This window comes from Bombella favorum (assembly GCF_014048475.1).
GTDB lineage: Bacteria > Pseudomonadota > Alphaproteobacteria > Acetobacterales > Acetobacteraceae > Bombella > Bombella favorum.
The window spans coordinates 1,154,487-1,170,238 of record NZ_NWUS01000001.1; the positions used below are offsets into that span (position 1 = coordinate 1,154,487).

A 15,752-nucleotide genomic window follows, 5' to 3' on the forward strand; every position below is an offset into this window, starting at 1 on the left:
ACGGGCCGGAAAGGCGCATCCCCTTCCGGCCCGTTTCTATCAGACTCTTTCAGGAGCCACCCATCAGGCAGGGCTAACAACCGTATTCTGATAATAGAACTGATAACGGCCGAGCTGTTCTTCCCAATCCTTCACATTGGCATCTTCGGACAGAGCCACACTGTCGAACCCACAGCGTCTGAGATGAATGGCCTGATCCGGCAGAAGATGGCCGGAGGCCCGGATTTCCCCTTCATAGCCTTCATACTCTCGCAAAGACCGAGCTTGTGTAAAAGCCCGCCCATCCCGAAAAATAGGAAACTCCAACACGATCAGTGTCAGACTGCCGAGATGAGACCGTAGCTCCTCCACTTCGACATCCTGCGGTAGGGAAATAGCCGTGCCCTGCCGAGTCTCCTTCCACTCCGCAAAAGAAACGGGAGAAGCAGCCTCCAGCGTTTTACGCCCGCTGAGATCAAACAGTTTCATAAGCCACCTCCTTAAAGGCCTTCAGGCCGCACCGCTTGAGCATGGCAGAGAAGGTCTCACCTTTTTGACGCTGCCCAAGATAGAACTCCACAATCCGGGCCACGGCATCCACGGCTTCATCCTCTGCGAAGGACGGCCCCAGAATCCCACCAATGGCGGCATTTTCCCCGGCATCGCCACCAAGGAGAATCTGATAGGTTTCAGCCCCTCGTTTATCGACCCCCAGAAGGCCAATATTGCCTACATGATGATGCCCGCAGGCATTGATGCAGCCCGACATATGGATGCTCAACGCCCCAATCTCGGCCTGTAAGGCGGCATCACCAAAGCGGGCACCCAGCTTCTGCGCCAGTGGTAGGGAGCGGGCATTGGCCAGATTGCAATAATCCAGCCCCGGGCAACTTACGATATCACTGATAAGACCAACATTCGGCGCAGCAAGGCCCAGTGCCTTCAGCCCCTGCCACAGCTCATACAGCTGGTCCTTGCGAACATGCCCAAACACCAGATTCTGAAGATGCGTGACCCGCACCTCACCAAACGAATGACGCTCGGCGAGGTCTGCCAGGCCATGCATCTGCTCGGCTGTTACATCGCCGGGGATAGCTCCCGGTGTCTTCAAGGAAATAACCGCACAAATATGACCCTCATCCTGATGAGGATGCGTATTACTGGCCACCCAACGAGCAAAGGCCGGATCAGCCTTTTTATGCTGCTCCAACACATCAACGGCTTCTACCGGGGCCTTGAGATCCGGCAGGGCAAAACGGGCACGGATCTGCGCCACATGTTCCGGTGTCAGCCTGTAGGCAGCACGATCCATGCGGGCCAGTTCGTCCTCCACAGCCTTGCGGAAGGCTTCCAAGCCGATGGTCTGCACCAGAATCTTGATGCGAGCCTTGTAGAGATTATCCCGCCGTCCGAACGCATTATAGACACGCAGAACAGCTTCCAGCGTGGCAATCAGGTCTTCTTCCTTCACGGAATCGAAGAGCTCCTGCCCAACAACCGGTGTCCGGCCCAGTCCACCACCCACGAATAGCCGGAAAAGCGGGCCGTTCTCACTGGGGCGGGCCAGCAGGCCAATATCATGGAAACGGGCTGCTACACGATCTTCCGGACTACCAGAAATGGCAATCTTGAACTTACGAGGCAGGAAAGTGAACTCGGGATGCAGAGTAGACCACTGCCGCACGATCTCGGCATGAATACGTGGATCCATCAGCTCATCCTTGGCCGCACCGGCGAACTCATCGGACGTGACGTTACGGATGCAGTTACCGCTAGTCTGAATGGCATGCATATCCACCTCGGCCAGCTCCCGCAGGATAGTCGGCACATCCTTAAGAGCAATCCAGTTGAACTGAATATTCTGCCGGGTGGTGAAATGACCGTAATTCCGGTCATATTTGGCTGCAATATCGGCCAATCTGTGCAACTGGCGGCTATCCAGCACACCATAAGGAATGGCTACCCGCAGCATGTAGGCATGCAGCTGGAGATAAACCCCATTCATCAGCCGCAGAGGCTTAAACTCTTCCTCGCTCAGCTCACCGGAAAGACGGCGGCGGACCTGCCCTTCGAACTCATTGATGCGCTCCTGAAGGAAGGCTCTGTCCCGCTCTTCATACTGGTAATGCCCGACAGACCGTGAAGCAGGCTGTGTCATAATGCACTCTCCTTTTCCCGCACCGGGGCATGATCGTAAGAAAAATCAGGGTGGACACTCGGCCCGTGGGCACGGATCGCTTCCCGTGTCGTTACAGGTTCGGGCGGTTGGGTATCTTTCGCTACAACCTCATAAATGGCCACGACCTCTTTCTGCTCCGCCTCAGCCAAAGCACGCTCCAGAGCAGGGCCTGCGTCCTCATGGGTAAAGCGGGTAGCCTCGGCAATGGCCTCATGCCAATGGTCCCCCTCACCAAGCCAGACAATACGGCCATCCAGCAGGCGGCTTGCTGTCAGCAGCAGGATTTCCCCTTCTCCCGGACGGGACAGACGTTTCATCAGGCACTCTCCTTCGATGTGCTATAATCGGGCACAGCCTGCATCACCTCGCCCCGGTGATGCACCACTTCCCCTACAATAATCAGTACGGGACTCTGAAGCCCCGCCCGACGGACATCCTCGGCTATCGTGCCCAGCGTGCCCGTCACGCAACGCTGGTCGGCGCAAGACCCCCGATAGACAACCGCCACGGGCCAACTTTCCGGCAGGCCATGAGCCTGCATCTGCTGGCACAGCTCCGCCATGGAACTCAACCCCATATAAATGACGACTGTCTGACCCTTCCGGGCCAGACTAGGCCAATGCAGATTGAGCGTGCCATCGGCCCGGGCGTGGCCTGTCACAACCACGCAGCTTTGGGCACAGTCACGATGGGTCAGCGGAATCCCAGCGGCCGCAGCGCAACCATTCGCCGCCGTAATGCCGGGAACAACCCGCACCGGCACATTAGCCGCCAGCAGGGTTTCCATCTCCTCACCACCACGACCGAACACAAAGGGGTCTCCCCCCTTCAGCCGCAGGACACGTTCACCCCGCCGGGCACGGCGCAACATCTCTGCCTCTATGTCGCTCTGGGGGAGTGTATGGTGGCTCCGCTTCTTACCGACATAGACACGCTCGGCATCACGCCGCACACGGTCCAGCACATCCGGTGCCACGAGATTATCGTACAGCACACTATCCGCATTCTGCATCAGGCGCAGGGCCGCAAGAGTCAGCCAGTCCGGGTTTCCCGGCCCCGCCCCCACGAGCCAGACCTCACCCTGCGGGTGATCAGCTTCCCCTTCGGCCGCCTCTACAAGCTGCTCCAACTGTGACCGTGCCCGATCTTCTTCTCCAGCCAGAGCGGCCTCATAGGCCGGGCCATCAACAAAGGTTTCCCAGACACGCTGCCGCTGCTTCATCCCCGGCAGGCGATCCTTCAGCCAGCCACGCTGCTTCTGCATGAAACGGGCCGCATCGCCCATTCTGGCAGGGAGCATAGCCTCGACCATCTGCCGGACACGACGGGCTAGAACCGGAGAAGCCCCGCCAGTCGTGATGGCCACCTGCACGGGCGACCGATCCACCAAAGCAGGCGTAATGAAACTAGAAAGGGCCGGAGCATCTACCACGCAAACCGGTACCCGCAACGCATGGGCCTGGTGGGCCACCATCTCATTAACGGTGTCATCATCCGTTGCGGCAAACACTAGGGCCATGTGGGGCAAAATGGCCTGGAGAGCCTCTTCTTCCACCCGACCCTGCCGGAACACGGCCTGCCCCTGTTCCACCAGAGCGGCTAGCTCGGGATGCAATGTCTCTGCCCAAATATGGATCATCCGGCATCGCCCCCTCAGTAGACGCATCTTCTGCACGGCCACCTGCCCCCCTCCCACAAGGAGGGCATCACGCTGGTCTGTCCGCAGAACGATAGGCAGATAAGAAGGGGGCTTCGTCGTCATGCGGGGAGCATGTCAAATCTTGGGCAAAAATCAACTTATTATTTTGTTGTTTCCAAAAATAACTATTTTTATTGGTTTAATATATCTTCCATCACTGTGTGAAAAAACCGCCCTTCTATCTACGTTCCAGACACACGGGCAACGTAACAGGCCGACATCTCACCACCTTGCACCACGATTCATCACGGGAATGTGAAAAACGCTTGCGGGGTTAAATTATCTTTTATATTTGATTATGAGAATCATTCTCATATTGGAAAAGCAGTTGTGCCCCGTCCCGTTTCTTATAGCCCATTACAAGGGCTTCTCATTCTAGGAAGTATCATCCTGCCATCCTGTGTCATGGCCGCAGAGACACCCCAACCATCCCAGAACAAGAAACATGAGACAAACAGCAAAACCGCCGCCTCTCGCAAGCACCCCATAGAATCAATTCTTGTCCATGGCAGGGCCCGTACCCTCCTTGCCGGTACGGGGCAAGCGGCCCTGAAAACGGCCACACCGCTGGAAACCACCCCCCAGAACCTGACAGTCGTTTCCCGGGCTAGAATGGACATGCTCAACAGCCGTACTCTGACAGAAGCCATCCGCTACAGTGCGGGTGTCTCCGACTATGGCGGGAAGGATGACCCACGGGGCTATTTTGGGACTATCCGCGGTTTCACACCGGATATCTATTTAGATGGTACACGCACCCCTAATGCCGCCACGTCACAATCTTTTTCCATTGAGCCTTGGGGCATGGAGGAAATGGACATCATCCGTGGCAGCAGCTCCGCCCTTTATGGTTCCGGCCAGCTTGGGGGCATCATTAATGCCGTCAGCAAACGCCCTACAAAAAGCCAGGTCAATGTCGTGTCGGTTCAGGGAGGGAGCTACGCCCGGCGCCAAGGAGCTGTGGATATTGGCAGCACTATTGACAAGCAAGGCCATTGGATGTGGCGTTTCAACGGGTTGATCCGCAAATCGGGCACCTTTGCCCATCATATCAAGAACAACGAAATTTATGCTGCCCCTTCCCTACGCTGGCAGCCTTCCTCTCGGACGGATTTCACCTTCCTGAGCAGCTATGAGCAGCTTGATGCAGGGTCCAGCTCGCAGTTTTTGCCGTATGTCGGCACGGTCGTGCCATCTCGTTACGGTTCTCTACCTCGCAACTTCCTGTCTGGAGACTGGAACTTTGATGTCTACTCTAAAAGGCAGATTGCCGTTGGCTACGCCCTGAAACAAGAGCTACTGCCGGGGTGGACCATCTCGCAGAACATGCGCTTTGCCCATATAGACATCCTCTACCGGACAGTCGCCCAGCCAAAATTAATCAAGACGGATACAATTTCCCGCACGGCCCTTCTACAATCAGGCAACTACAACACCACAACATTAGACACACGTTCGGAATGGAAAGACCATTTCGGGTCTGTCCATAGCACATTACTTACAGGTGTGGATTTCCGCAGTGACTTCATGGCGGAACGGCGTGGGGAAGGAAAAGCACCAAACCTATCCCTCTATCGCCCCGTTTATTCTGCAATTGCCATGCCTAGCTATGCTTCCAAGCGCAATTACAATACGACCGGTACACAAACAGGCATTTACGGGCAGGAACAAGCAGACTGGAAACGCTTCTTCCTAACACTCTCTGGCCGTGGCGACTTCACGCAGAGCCTACAAGTCAACAATAACAACGGCGGACGGACCTCCCAAAAGAACAATGCCTTCACCGGGCGTGTGGCCCTGCTCTATCAATCTATCTGGGGTGTGGCTCCTTACATCTCCTACGCCACGTCTTTCAGTCCACAGCTAGGCACAACCCATGATGGCACGGCCTTTTCCCCGACAAGAGGGCGGTTGCTGGAGGCGGGCATAAAATACAAGCCCCGTAGAGATTCCATTTTCGGAGACAGGTTTCTGCTCACGCTGGATGTCTTCACCCTGAAAGAACGGAACGAACTGGTGCAGGACCCTGTCTATTCCAGCGACAAAATACAGCTAGGTGCCCAGCGGACCCGTGGTTTTGAAGCCGAATTTGTCGGACGCCTACCCTATAAAATCGACCTGCTCGCTGCCTTTACTGTGCAGGACCCACGCATTACGAAAGGCAGCACTGCTACGCAAAACCAGGTCGGTCAACGCCCGACAACGGTTCCCTCCCGCATGGCATCCTTTTTCTTGCGGCGCAGTCTCGCCCTTACACACTCCCTAAGTGCCGGAATTGGTGGTGGCCTACGCTATACAAGCACAACAGCCGGCACCTTACCCAACACCATTATCGTTCCTTCCCAGTTGGTTGGCGATATTGAAGCCCATCTTGATTACCAGCGTTGGCACCTCCAGCTAAACGGCACCAACATTACCAACTCGAAATATGTTTCCGTATGTACCAGCACGACAAACTGCTCCTACGCTCCCGGCCGTGCTCTGTATGGTGACCTGTCTTACCGGTGGTAAGGGAGAACAATGAGAGGTACCTATTGACGTCTCTTTGTCCTCTTCGCATCCATTGACGCTGATGCGGCGTGACACGGTGATAATCTGCAGGCCGTAGCTGTGGCTACCCGCCACGTGGCGCATTGCGGGGTTCGTTGCAGGCCCCGCCGCCGCATCACCTGCCCCGATTTCTCCCCGCATGGGCGGGGAACAGGTCTTCGGGGTGGATTTCGGACGGTCGGGCGACGGTTCATCCCCGCATGGGCGGGGAACAGGTTAGCGGCGAGGCTGCCGTGTGTGGGAGTGCCGGTTCATCCCCGCATGGGCGGGGAACAGCCCACGATGGCCGATGCATCTCTCCAAGAGAGCGGTTCATCCCCGCATGGGCGGGGAACAGAAAGCCCCACTTCCCTGTTATTTCCCTGATGACGGTTCATCCCCGCATGGGCGGGGAACAGGCAGCATCAGTTGCCATTTCCCGCCGCCGCTCCGGTTCATCCCCGCATGGGCGGGGAACAGATTCGTTAGGTATCCACGGTAAATGAGTTTCCCGGTTCATCCCCGCATGGGCGGGGAACAGACTTCCTGCAACGTACTGTAAGACATGACTTTTTTTATTGTCAAAGACCGTACCAACTTAAACCAGAATTTAATACCTCACTCCTTCGCTTTATTCCGGTCGAAAAGCAACCAGTTTCAATCCATCGAAATCAACCGGCATCCGGCGATTGTGACCAGCCGTACGGAACTCATATCCCTGATCGTTGGGAACATGCCAAACCATGACAGCATCACCCTCAGGCCCAAGGCCAAGCAGTACCTGCTCCCAGATCATCTCCCTTGTCCGTCTGGAGTAGCTGCCCACATAGACCCCAGCCCGTATTTCCACCAGCCATGCTGCCAGACGGCCACGCAGGCGAGGTGGCGCATTGGTGACCACCACAACCAGCATCAACGGTGCCCCGGATCGCCAAAGGTTTCATCTTCAAAAGCGACGGGCACGGCCTCCGGTGGGGGCTCGGGGCGAGGCAGGCCGCCAGCCGAAAGAACCTGCTCAATGGTCGGAATGATTCTCTCCAGCAGCTTTTCCTTGCGGAACTTATCCCGGCAGGCCAGCCGCACGGCGCGGTCTGGTGCCATATCCAACCGCCCCCTTTCCGCTTTGCCCGCAATACGGAATGCCTCCGGTACCACGGTTTCCATTTTGAAAATATCCGCTACATCATACACAAAGGACAACGGCTTCCCGCTGTGCAGAAACCCCACCGCTGGCGCATACCCCGCTGCGAGGACCGCGGCTTCAGACAGCCCATGCAAGCAGGCTGTGGCTGCTGAGAGGCACCGATTAGGGATATCCGAACCGCTCCAATCCTTCCGGTCATACGAACGGCGTTTCCAGCTAACACCATATTGAGCAGCCAGCAGGGCGTAGCTTTCCCTTACACGGGCTCCCTCAATACCACGCAACTGATCAACCGACCGCCGGGCAGGTGGCTCCTCCTTAAAACGCCGTTTGTACATCTCTCGCACGACACGCAAACGGGCCCCATCATCCAAAGCCAGACTAGCCTGCCATAACAAACGATCAGCCCGTGCCCCGCCGGGTTGGCCAGAGGAATAAAGGCGTACACCTGCTTCTCCGACCCATGTAATCAATGTCCCCACACGGGCCGCCAACGACACCGCTGCATGGGAAATCCGGGCGCCCGGCTCCAGCATGATACCGGCCAGACCACCAACGGGAATCTGCGTTCTGGTGCCATCGGCATTAACAGCCACAAAAGCACCATCCAGCACATCCAGCTGGGCCCGCTCTACAAAAATCAGAGAGGATCTATCTTTTAGGGGGATGGGTTTTGGCGGGGCCAGACCGGGTAGCCCGTCTTTCCCCGCCCTACTCATGACGCCCGTCGGATCAACATAAGGCCACAGCCAAAGGCCTTGGCCCGCCCAAATCCTTTAACCAGCTGGGCCAGAAAAGCCTCTGGGTCTGTCACTTCCAGCTGGCCAGTGAAATTCAAAATACCGAACGTGGGTCTATCTTGTTTCCTAATATTAAAACGGGGAAGTAGTTCAGTCCGATAGTCTTCAACCTGCACCTCATCGGGCGCAAAGGTGAAGCCGGCTTTCTCTCCCTGTCGTGCCAGCCAGAGTTTGCCTTCCTTTTCGGCCAGATCCATTCGCTGCTCTGCCCGTTGTTCCCCAGAAACATGACGAAGCGCATCCATAACGATATCAACACGCTTGCCAATATCACGCTTCATCCGTGTCGCATTAGCCTGAAGTAGGAAAGCAAGCTTATCACCTGCCTTCAATGCAGGATCGAAGATCTTACACTGAGGGGGCTCGAACAGCTCGTTATCATCCCGTGGTGGACGTGGAGACAACGTAAGGAAGCTCCCATCCTTTTCTGCACGCCAAAGAAAATCCCGCTTCTGGTCGGGGTCCTCTGCAAAGGCAGACCAGAGCATATGATGCTGCGAAGACCGCCTCTGCCCTGTATCAGGCTCTTTCAAAGCGGCTTCCAGAACACGAACGGCAGGGCTGCGGGAAAGGCGGATTCTACTTAGATACCAGCTCATTTCATCGTCTTCCCTAGCAGTTCAACATGACGTATTCCGACATCCCGTGCAGCAAAGTGCCAGCGTTGCCGGTCCAACGGAATATCATGCACATAATCCCGCTGACTGCCCTCCTCACCAACAACCATGACCTTTTTAGAAAGATCAACGTGTTGGGAGAGCCAGATAGGCACTTTCACCTGCCCTAGGGCCTCCTCGACCGTATCGGCCTGCACGATCTGAGGGTTCAGAGGGGATGAAAGCGGGCAGGATTTACGCCCCAGATAGAGCGTAAAATGCGGTTTGCGTAATGCGGCCGCTATCTCCTCTAGCCCTTCGCCCTGCACAGCGACGCCGTAGAACACGCCTGCCCGATAATCACGCAGAGTAATGCTAGTTGTCAGCCGCCCTCCCGCTTTCCGAATTGCCTCCGGGCGGGAGTTTGGCTTCTTCACCGCCGCCGCGGGGACGGACTGAATGGTATGGAAGTCACGCAAGGCCGTGCCGCTATCGAATATGGCGACATCAATCTTCAGACTATCGAGCCCGGAAAAATCACCGCCACGCCGAATACCTAAAGCAGCTCCCATCAACCCGATCAGTGCGGAATGACCCGGCCAAAGCAACGAACCACGCCGCTCATGCCCAGCCAGCTCGCCCATCGCCCCCAAAGAGGCCGAGAGCGAGAACACCAGATAAGGGGACGCCATCACTCACCCCGCACAGCTTTACCAGCAAAGGCGGCAAGTTCATCCAGCGTTCCGTTTTCGCCCACACACAATTTCGCTTCGGCAGCCCAGCACTGCCCGTAGGCATCATCAATAGCCTTCCGGGTCTCTTCCAGCTTCTTGATGGAGCTCGCCAACAGATTGTCACCTTTTACGGCATGGAAGAAAGCACCAGACAGATCACGGGGAGCCTGCTCGCCTTGTTCTGCCAGCATATAATGTGCCCGTGGCCGATGGGCGTAGCTATTCTGCTTACCACGAGGCGTAGCCTGAGACAGAGAACGAGCCAATGCCTCCATGGCCTTGGCAGCAAGTTCCCTGTCACCATTCAGATTCTCAACCAGCAGGTCCAGATTGACACATACATACTGGTAAAACACACCCGTGCCAAAAGCGCTTTCACCGATATGACCGGCCCCACGCTCATCATCTTTATTCAGATCATCCACAGCGGAGAACCAGTCTTCCTGTGCTACTGAACGATGAGTCGTGAACGCATGAGCCACCTGCACAGCGGCATCCCGATTAAAATCAGCATCAGAGGCCAACATACGCCCGAACATGGCGATATCCACCGCTCCATCAGCCCGACGCAGAACCTCTTTTTTCAGGTCTTTATCTTTGGGTAGCTTCTCCCCAGCAGCAGCTTTTTCGGCCAGCTCTTCTGCCAGTTTCCATTCATCTGGTGAAATAAAGGCGAGCGTTGTAGCGATTTGTTCGCCCGTTTCCTTATCAGCTGCTTCCAATTTACCGAAAATACTGGCGACAGTGCTTGCGCTCTCCTGAGCTTTTTTCTCGGAAACGCCCTTACTCACAAGATGCTGCACCAGCCCACCATGCAGACGTTTAGTCCTTGTCCCCATATGGTCTGCGAGGTCGAGACTGAAGAACGTGCTTTCCCGCAAAGCCCGTTTGACTGACTGTGAGGAGTGGCGCATACGCACCTCCCCACCAATCACGGCCTGTTTGGGGCGTCCCATATCGTCACGATTGGGATTAGAAAGACCATAAGTTGTCAGAACATGGAACTGGACAAAATTTGTCATGATACAAAAACCTACTCAATAGATGGGTTAAAACGAGACCAGCAACATATGTGCTATTCTGTCTTGTCTCCTGAATTCGCAGCGCCAAAATAATCGAGACACCAGCGGGTCTTGGTCCGATCATTCCAGAACATGACATCCCTTGCGAGGGCTGCAACATTGCAACGGTAGTCAGCTATCTGCACAGCACGCCGCAATAATGTAGCCAGTTCTTCATCTTCGGCTGTCATTAACTGCTTGAACCTTAGAGGCGACAATAATGGTTCCTTATCTGCCCCTCTAAGCCGCTCTGCCAATGTGCTTTGGCTATGCGTCCGCACACTACCAAGTATCTCAACCAGCCGACAAAAACGTTTCAGCTCATGCTCTCGCACATTCAACGTATGCACCAAACGATGCACTTCCGGTTCAAACAGAAGGTCAGGGAAACCACCACGACGTAACTTCGCACTGAGTGCGCGCGCCGCTGTTTGGCCTTGTGCCTTCTCCGTTTCATCCTTCCCGCTTTTTGCTGCATCCTTCGACACAGACTGCGTGCGTGGAGCAAGATTCTTTTGCCACCACTCAAAGACCTTCACGCCAATGTCTGTTCTTTCACTCATGCGGCCTCTTCCTCTTCTTTTGCGGGACGGGGAGACCCAATGCTGTAAATAGGGCTGGACCTGCCTTCTTGCCGTATCCCCACAACTCTATGTTCAGAAACTTCCGGGCTTCGGCAATTTTCTTCATGCTCTGCATGTCACGCTCGGAAAGTCCCGGCAAAGCAACAGCTTCAAACTGATCCAAAGCCTGCTTTCGCAATACCTTCAGCCACTCTTCAGAGGGTTTCTCGCCTGCGGCTATCTGGTGGAAACACTGATAAAAAGCAGGTTCGGTTTTCAGGTAAAACTCTTCACGTTGCGCTTCTCGTGCTTCACCGGCATCCAGAACAGATGATAAGGCCCGGTTCAACATGGCTGCTACCATCTCGGCAGCTTCAATAAAGCCCCGTAAAGACTCTTCAGCATCCTCGGACAGACGAGAAAGTGGCTGACGGGAATAGACAAAGTCTCTCGGGCTCATGTTGTTCATGGCCCAGCCCGCTACAATAACGGACGCCTCATCTCCTCTCTCTTGTCCACACCACTCTCTCACGATCAGTGCCAAGCTAGCCAAACGCTCTTCATGTGCTTTTTTAGGCTCACTTTCCGCAATGACACCCAGCCAGTTACGATAGCCAAACCGTCCAGCCCGTGGATGACGTGGAAGCCACTCCTCTGTGACCTTTATCCGGTAATAAGGGCTTAGAGGATGCCACCATCCGGCATAATTCGTGCCATAGGGCCGCTGTATGACGCCCGTCACACCCTCATCATCCCCTACAAGGCGCAGACGGCGGGGCATACCGAAAAACGCCTCCACATCAAAGCGTCTTGTCCCGTCTGATGGAAAGACAGACGTCTGCCCAGGTTCTGATGTCCGTGTCGGCCTCATCCACGGCAGGTCTTTCATATCGGATGGTTGACCAAACGGAACATTGAGCCAGACGAGGTCCCATAGTTCTTCACCGGGATCGAGAAGTGTCACGAGTGGCCCACCACCACGCATGGAAGTGCGGTTTCCGGCCCCACCAGAGGGAGCAAAGTCCTGCAATGTGTAAAGCGCCATCGCCGCTTCCGGTAGAGAAAGACACGGATAACGGTTACGATGCACCATGACGTCGATATTATTACGCATGGTCTGCCCACCCGCACTATCGATGAACAGCATATCAACCGGATTGGGAGAGCCTGAAAGTTTCTCCATGTCCTGAAGAAAACGGGGGCCATCACCCAGAAGATGAAAGGCCGGCTCATAAGCCGCTAACTTTGTCTTCAAAAGGTCCGGATCAGCCCGCCTACGGGCCCGCCAATCCTTCTTATTCGCTGGTGGATCTGCCAGATAAACAAGCCCGATCAACAACTCTAAACAGGCAACATTCAGATCAGGACGTACCCAATCTGGGAAAATTATGCCCTCTTCTGCCATTTGCCATGGTGCAATAATCCGCCTGCTACCATCGGCACATCGTACAGGAATCCACGGGTCTGTTATCAGATTTAGAGACACCAGAAACCTCTAGGGTTACAAAATCAACCATCTACTGTCTCTCCATACGCCAGCATAAAGAGTACAGCACTTCGATATCACCCTGCATCAGATCCAGTCTATTAACAAGACATAAATCAAAAAAGCATAGCTGATGATAGACTGGAATAAATTATTATAATGTCTCAATTATTAAGAATGGCATATAGTCAGCCCTATATCATTCCTATAACAAAGACCCTGACAGATAGTTCCATCTATTTCAGGAACCGGACATATGGTAACAACATTCTTCTTCCATTGCGGCCAGTCTTTTTGAGCCTCGTGAATATCGGCCCTATCCTGATCTGGAAGGTCTAACCCCACAAGCCGCTTGCTCCTCACAGACACTTCCGACAAGGCCCACAAAGCCGCCAGCTCACTTCTGCTCAATTCATCAGAAAGACCCCCTTCGGCCTGCGCCCATGGAACAAGGCCGTGGTCTGTCTGGCGGGCCAAGGCAAGAATCCGAGTTTCATCCCCAAACCGGGTAGGATAGGTCGTATCATCCGCACCACAGCCGCCCTTCCGGTAGCCATATTCAATAGTGGCAAGATTCTGAAGAGCACGCTGCCGTGCAGCCATGGCCTTTCCGTACCCTTCCGCCTCTGCACTCTCCAATACGGAAGGTAAGCTTTCTACCTCATCACCATGCACAGCTTCTATCAGGGGACGCAAACCATCTGGCGTCTTGATTTCGCCGGCCTTGAATAAGGCCGAAGCCGTCCGCCACATATCCGGCAATGAATAAACCCAAGCCCCCCTCTCCAAAACTTTCTGCAACCAACGGTCATCCTGCACATCGGCAGGGTCTGGTGACAGGACCTTTAAGATGGGTGAGGGGACGGGACGTTGGGTAGCAGGCCGTACATCCATATGCCGCCATAGACGACCGACACGCTGTATCAGAGACCCAATCGGGGCCAAATCGGACACCATGACGTCAAAATCCAGATCCAACGAGGCTTCAACAATTTGTGTCGAAACCAGAACAAACCCTTTACGGTCAGTCCCATTCCGCCCCACACGATTCAGCACGTCCTGTTCCAGCTTTTTACGATCACACAAAGCAAAACGAGCATGTAAAAGATGCGCTTGCACACCTTTAGCCCGCAACGCATCGACCGCAGCAATAGCATCATCTACAGCATTACGAACCCATACACAGGCCGCTCCATCCGCTGCGGATTGAGCAATATAATGTACCGCTTCATCCATCGTAGAAAGTCGCTCCACTAGGACAGGCCCTTTCTGCGGCCGAGCATCGTCATCAAACTGTGTTACAGTCTCCCCCCCAGCAATAGTTATGGCTGGATAGGCGTGAGATTCAGAAATACCGCCGTACGTCTCCAAAAGGCGGGCCCGTAATTTGAGTGGCAGAGTCGCCGTTAACAATATGGCTGAGCCTCCCATGGCCCTATGCATCCGCAACAAAGCCACCAGTTCTTCTGCGATATAAGGCTCTCCCATCTCGTGAACCTCATCGACAACCAATATCTTGGAAGCAAGACCATAATGCCGCAATGTCTGAAACCGTACCGGCAGAACGGACAGCAAAGCCTGATCAATCGTGCCTATCCCGACATCAGCCAGCAAGGCCCGTCTATTATCTGAAGCCAACCACTCGGCACTTGTCACGCCGGATTGGTCATCAGATTTACCCGTCCTGCTCCCCTCATTTACAAGATCACGAAACGGCACAGACAAGCCGGCCCGACCATGAGCGAGAGTCAAAGACGGGTTTGTAAACATTCTCTCCATGACCTGCTTGGCCCGACCAAACATAGCGTCAGCCGTAGCCATAGTTGGCAGAGCAAAAAACAACCCCCGCCCTTTCCCTGCCAGGATCATACGTTGCGCCAGGATAAGAGCGGCTTCCGTTTTACCAACCCCGGTTTCGGCTTCCAGTACAACCAGTGTGGGGCCTTTTGGCAAAGCCAGAGACACACACGCCTCTTGTAATGGCCTTAGTGCAAAATCAAACAACGCCCCTTCACGAGCCATTGTTCCACTTAGGCCAGCTTCTTTCACAGCTTTTTGGGCAATGACACGTGCCTCTTCCAGGTACGCCTCCGGTTCTAACTCCAATGCCTTAGGAGAGAACCACGTTGTATTAGACCCTATCCAGTCGGCTGCTGTACAGAAACCAGGCAGCCACCAAGAAAAACTTATGGCCGCTTCCTCATCTAAAGAATCAAGAGAAGCCTCGGGCCAAAGCTGCTTAAAAAGCTCCAACAAACGTTGTGCTGCTTCATGACCCTCTCCAACAGCCCGCAAACATTTCCTTCGTTCGCGCCTTTGCAGATTTGTTTGAGGAGGGCGGCCATGATGCCCAGCCACGGCGGCATATAAAACTTCTCGAACTTCTTCTGTACCGCCTAGCCAATCTGCTAACCAATCATCTTCAGTCAACAGAAGAATTTCAGTTAATTCCCAATGCGTAAATGGTTGATATGCCCCCTCACGCAACACACCTCGAAATGTTTCACTGAATTTTCCTAAATCATGCAGGCCAGCTAGTGCAATAAAGGCTTGTTTTAATTCAAATGGCCAAGGTGATTCTATAATCAGTTGCTCAGCGACAGCCGCTACATCGAGCATGTGATAAATTGCTGGATGTTCAATAATCTCAGGAGGATGGGCACTCTTAGCGGGCCAATCAAGCCATTCTTTCATCTGATTTCTCTCCCCCCGAAAATGAAACTCTCGACTACATCGAGCGTAACAGGCGATTAGGGAGATTCAAATGATTTTTTTATATCACTACCCACGCGACACCGATTCAACCGAGCGAGTTGGAGTTGCGGCGTTTTATCGGGTTATTTTAGATTGTGGGGGGGGTGTATATTTGGATGCGGGGGTAGGATTTGAACCTACGACCTTCAGGTTATGAGCCTGACGAGCTACCGGGCTGCTCCACCCCGCGGTAGTGGGTGGTATATATAGAGAGAGGGTGAGCGAGGG

At 54.5% G+C, this 15,752-nt stretch carries 13 protein-coding genes, 1 tRNA gene and 1 CRISPR repeat array; of the genes, 1 reads left to right on the forward strand and 13 read right to left on the reverse strand.

The annotated features are described in order from the left end of the window. Positions 1-63 precede the first annotated feature (63 nt). Genes CPA57_RS05220 through cysG form a run of 4 tightly spaced genes read right to left on the reverse strand, consistent with a single transcriptional unit; the run spans position 64 to position 3,920 of the window. Positions 64-468, reverse strand: a complete 405-nt coding sequence (locus CPA57_RS05220) for a DUF934 domain-containing protein (protein WP_182081718.1) — start codon at positions 466-468, stop codon at positions 64-66. Further along, complete coding sequence (locus tag CPA57_RS05225) at positions 455-2,137, reverse strand: nitrite/sulfite reductase (protein ID WP_182081719.1); 1,683 nt, start codon at positions 2,135-2,137, stop codon at positions 455-457. Before CPA57_RS05225 ends, CPA57_RS05220 begins: the two co-directional genes overlap by 14 nt. Continuing rightward, entirely contained in the window at positions 2,134-2,475 is a 342-nt protein-coding gene (locus CPA57_RS05230; protein ID WP_182081720.1) for a DUF2849 domain-containing protein, read from the reverse strand. The genes CPA57_RS05225 and CPA57_RS05230 overlap by 4 nt, the downstream gene beginning before the upstream one ends. After that, positions 2,475-3,920: a siroheme synthase CysG gene (gene cysG / locus CPA57_RS05235; RefSeq protein ID WP_182081721.1), complete on the reverse strand. Its 1,446-nt coding sequence runs from the start codon at positions 3,918-3,920 to the stop codon at positions 2,475-2,477. Before cysG ends, CPA57_RS05230 begins: the two co-directional genes overlap by 1 nt. Before the next feature lie 267 nt (positions 3,921-4,187). Here cysG and CPA57_RS05240 point away from each other — a divergent pair, with 267 nt between their 5' ends. Further along, entirely contained in the window at positions 4,188-6,368 is a 2,181-nt protein-coding gene (locus CPA57_RS05240) for a TonB-dependent siderophore receptor (RefSeq protein WP_326831352.1), read from the forward strand. 164 nt (positions 6,369-6,532) lie between these two features. Continuing rightward, positions 6,533-6,927: a CRISPR direct-repeat array (repeat unit 29 nt; unit sequence CGGTTCATCCCCGCATGGGCGGGGAACAG). A gap of 90 nt (positions 6,928-7,017) precedes the next feature. On the opposite strand, the gene cas2e is transcribed toward CPA57_RS05240, so the two are convergent. The 9 genes from cas2e to CPA57_RS05285 all read right to left on the reverse strand — a co-directional run bounded on the left by cas2e (position 7,018) and on the right by CPA57_RS05285 (position 15,714). Beyond that, a complete protein-coding gene (gene cas2e, locus CPA57_RS05245) occupies positions 7,018-7,299 on the reverse strand; it encodes a type I-E CRISPR-associated endoribonuclease Cas2e (RefSeq protein ID WP_043561864.1) in 282 nt (93 codons plus the stop codon). Next, positions 7,299-8,249, reverse strand: coding sequence for a type I-E CRISPR-associated endonuclease Cas1e (gene cas1e, locus CPA57_RS05250; RefSeq protein WP_182081722.1), 951 nt, complete (start codon positions 8,247-8,249; stop codon positions 7,299-7,301). Before cas1e ends, cas2e begins: the two co-directional genes overlap by 1 nt. Next, positions 8,246-8,929, reverse strand: a complete 684-nt coding sequence (gene cas6e, locus CPA57_RS05255) for a type I-E CRISPR-associated protein Cas6/Cse3/CasE (RefSeq protein ID WP_182081723.1) — start codon at positions 8,927-8,929, stop codon at positions 8,246-8,248. Before cas6e ends, cas1e begins: the two co-directional genes overlap by 4 nt. Beyond that, positions 8,926-9,618, reverse strand: a complete 693-nt coding sequence (cas5e, locus tag CPA57_RS05260; RefSeq protein ID WP_182081724.1) for a type I-E CRISPR-associated protein Cas5/CasD — start codon at positions 9,616-9,618, stop codon at positions 8,926-8,928. The genes cas6e and cas5e overlap by 4 nt, the downstream gene beginning before the upstream one ends. Then, a complete protein-coding gene (gene cas7e, locus CPA57_RS05265) occupies positions 9,618-10,682 on the reverse strand; it encodes a type I-E CRISPR-associated protein Cas7/Cse4/CasC (protein WP_182081725.1) in 1,065 nt (354 codons plus the stop codon). Before cas7e ends, cas5e begins: the two co-directional genes overlap by 1 nt. A gap of 53 nt (positions 10,683-10,735) precedes the next feature. Further along, positions 10,736-11,284 carry a type I-E CRISPR-associated protein Cse2/CasB gene (casB, locus tag CPA57_RS05270; RefSeq protein WP_182081726.1) on the reverse strand — a complete coding sequence of 183 codons (549 nt, stop codon included), beginning with the start codon at positions 11,282-11,284 and terminating at the stop codon, positions 10,736-10,738. Beyond that, on the reverse strand, positions 11,277-12,770 hold the full coding sequence (gene casA / locus CPA57_RS05275) for a type I-E CRISPR-associated protein Cse1/CasA (protein ID WP_182081727.1): 1,494 nt from the start codon (positions 12,768-12,770) through the stop codon (positions 11,277-11,279). The genes casB and casA overlap by 8 nt, the downstream gene beginning before the upstream one ends. Positions 12,771-12,941: 171 nt before the next feature. After that, entirely contained in the window at positions 12,942-15,464 is a 2,523-nt protein-coding gene (cas3, locus tag CPA57_RS05280; RefSeq protein ID WP_182081728.1) for a CRISPR-associated helicase Cas3', read from the reverse strand. A gap of 173 nt (positions 15,465-15,637) precedes the next feature. Then, positions 15,638-15,714, reverse strand: a tRNA-Met gene (locus CPA57_RS05285). Positions 15,715-15,752: the final 38 nt, after the last annotated feature.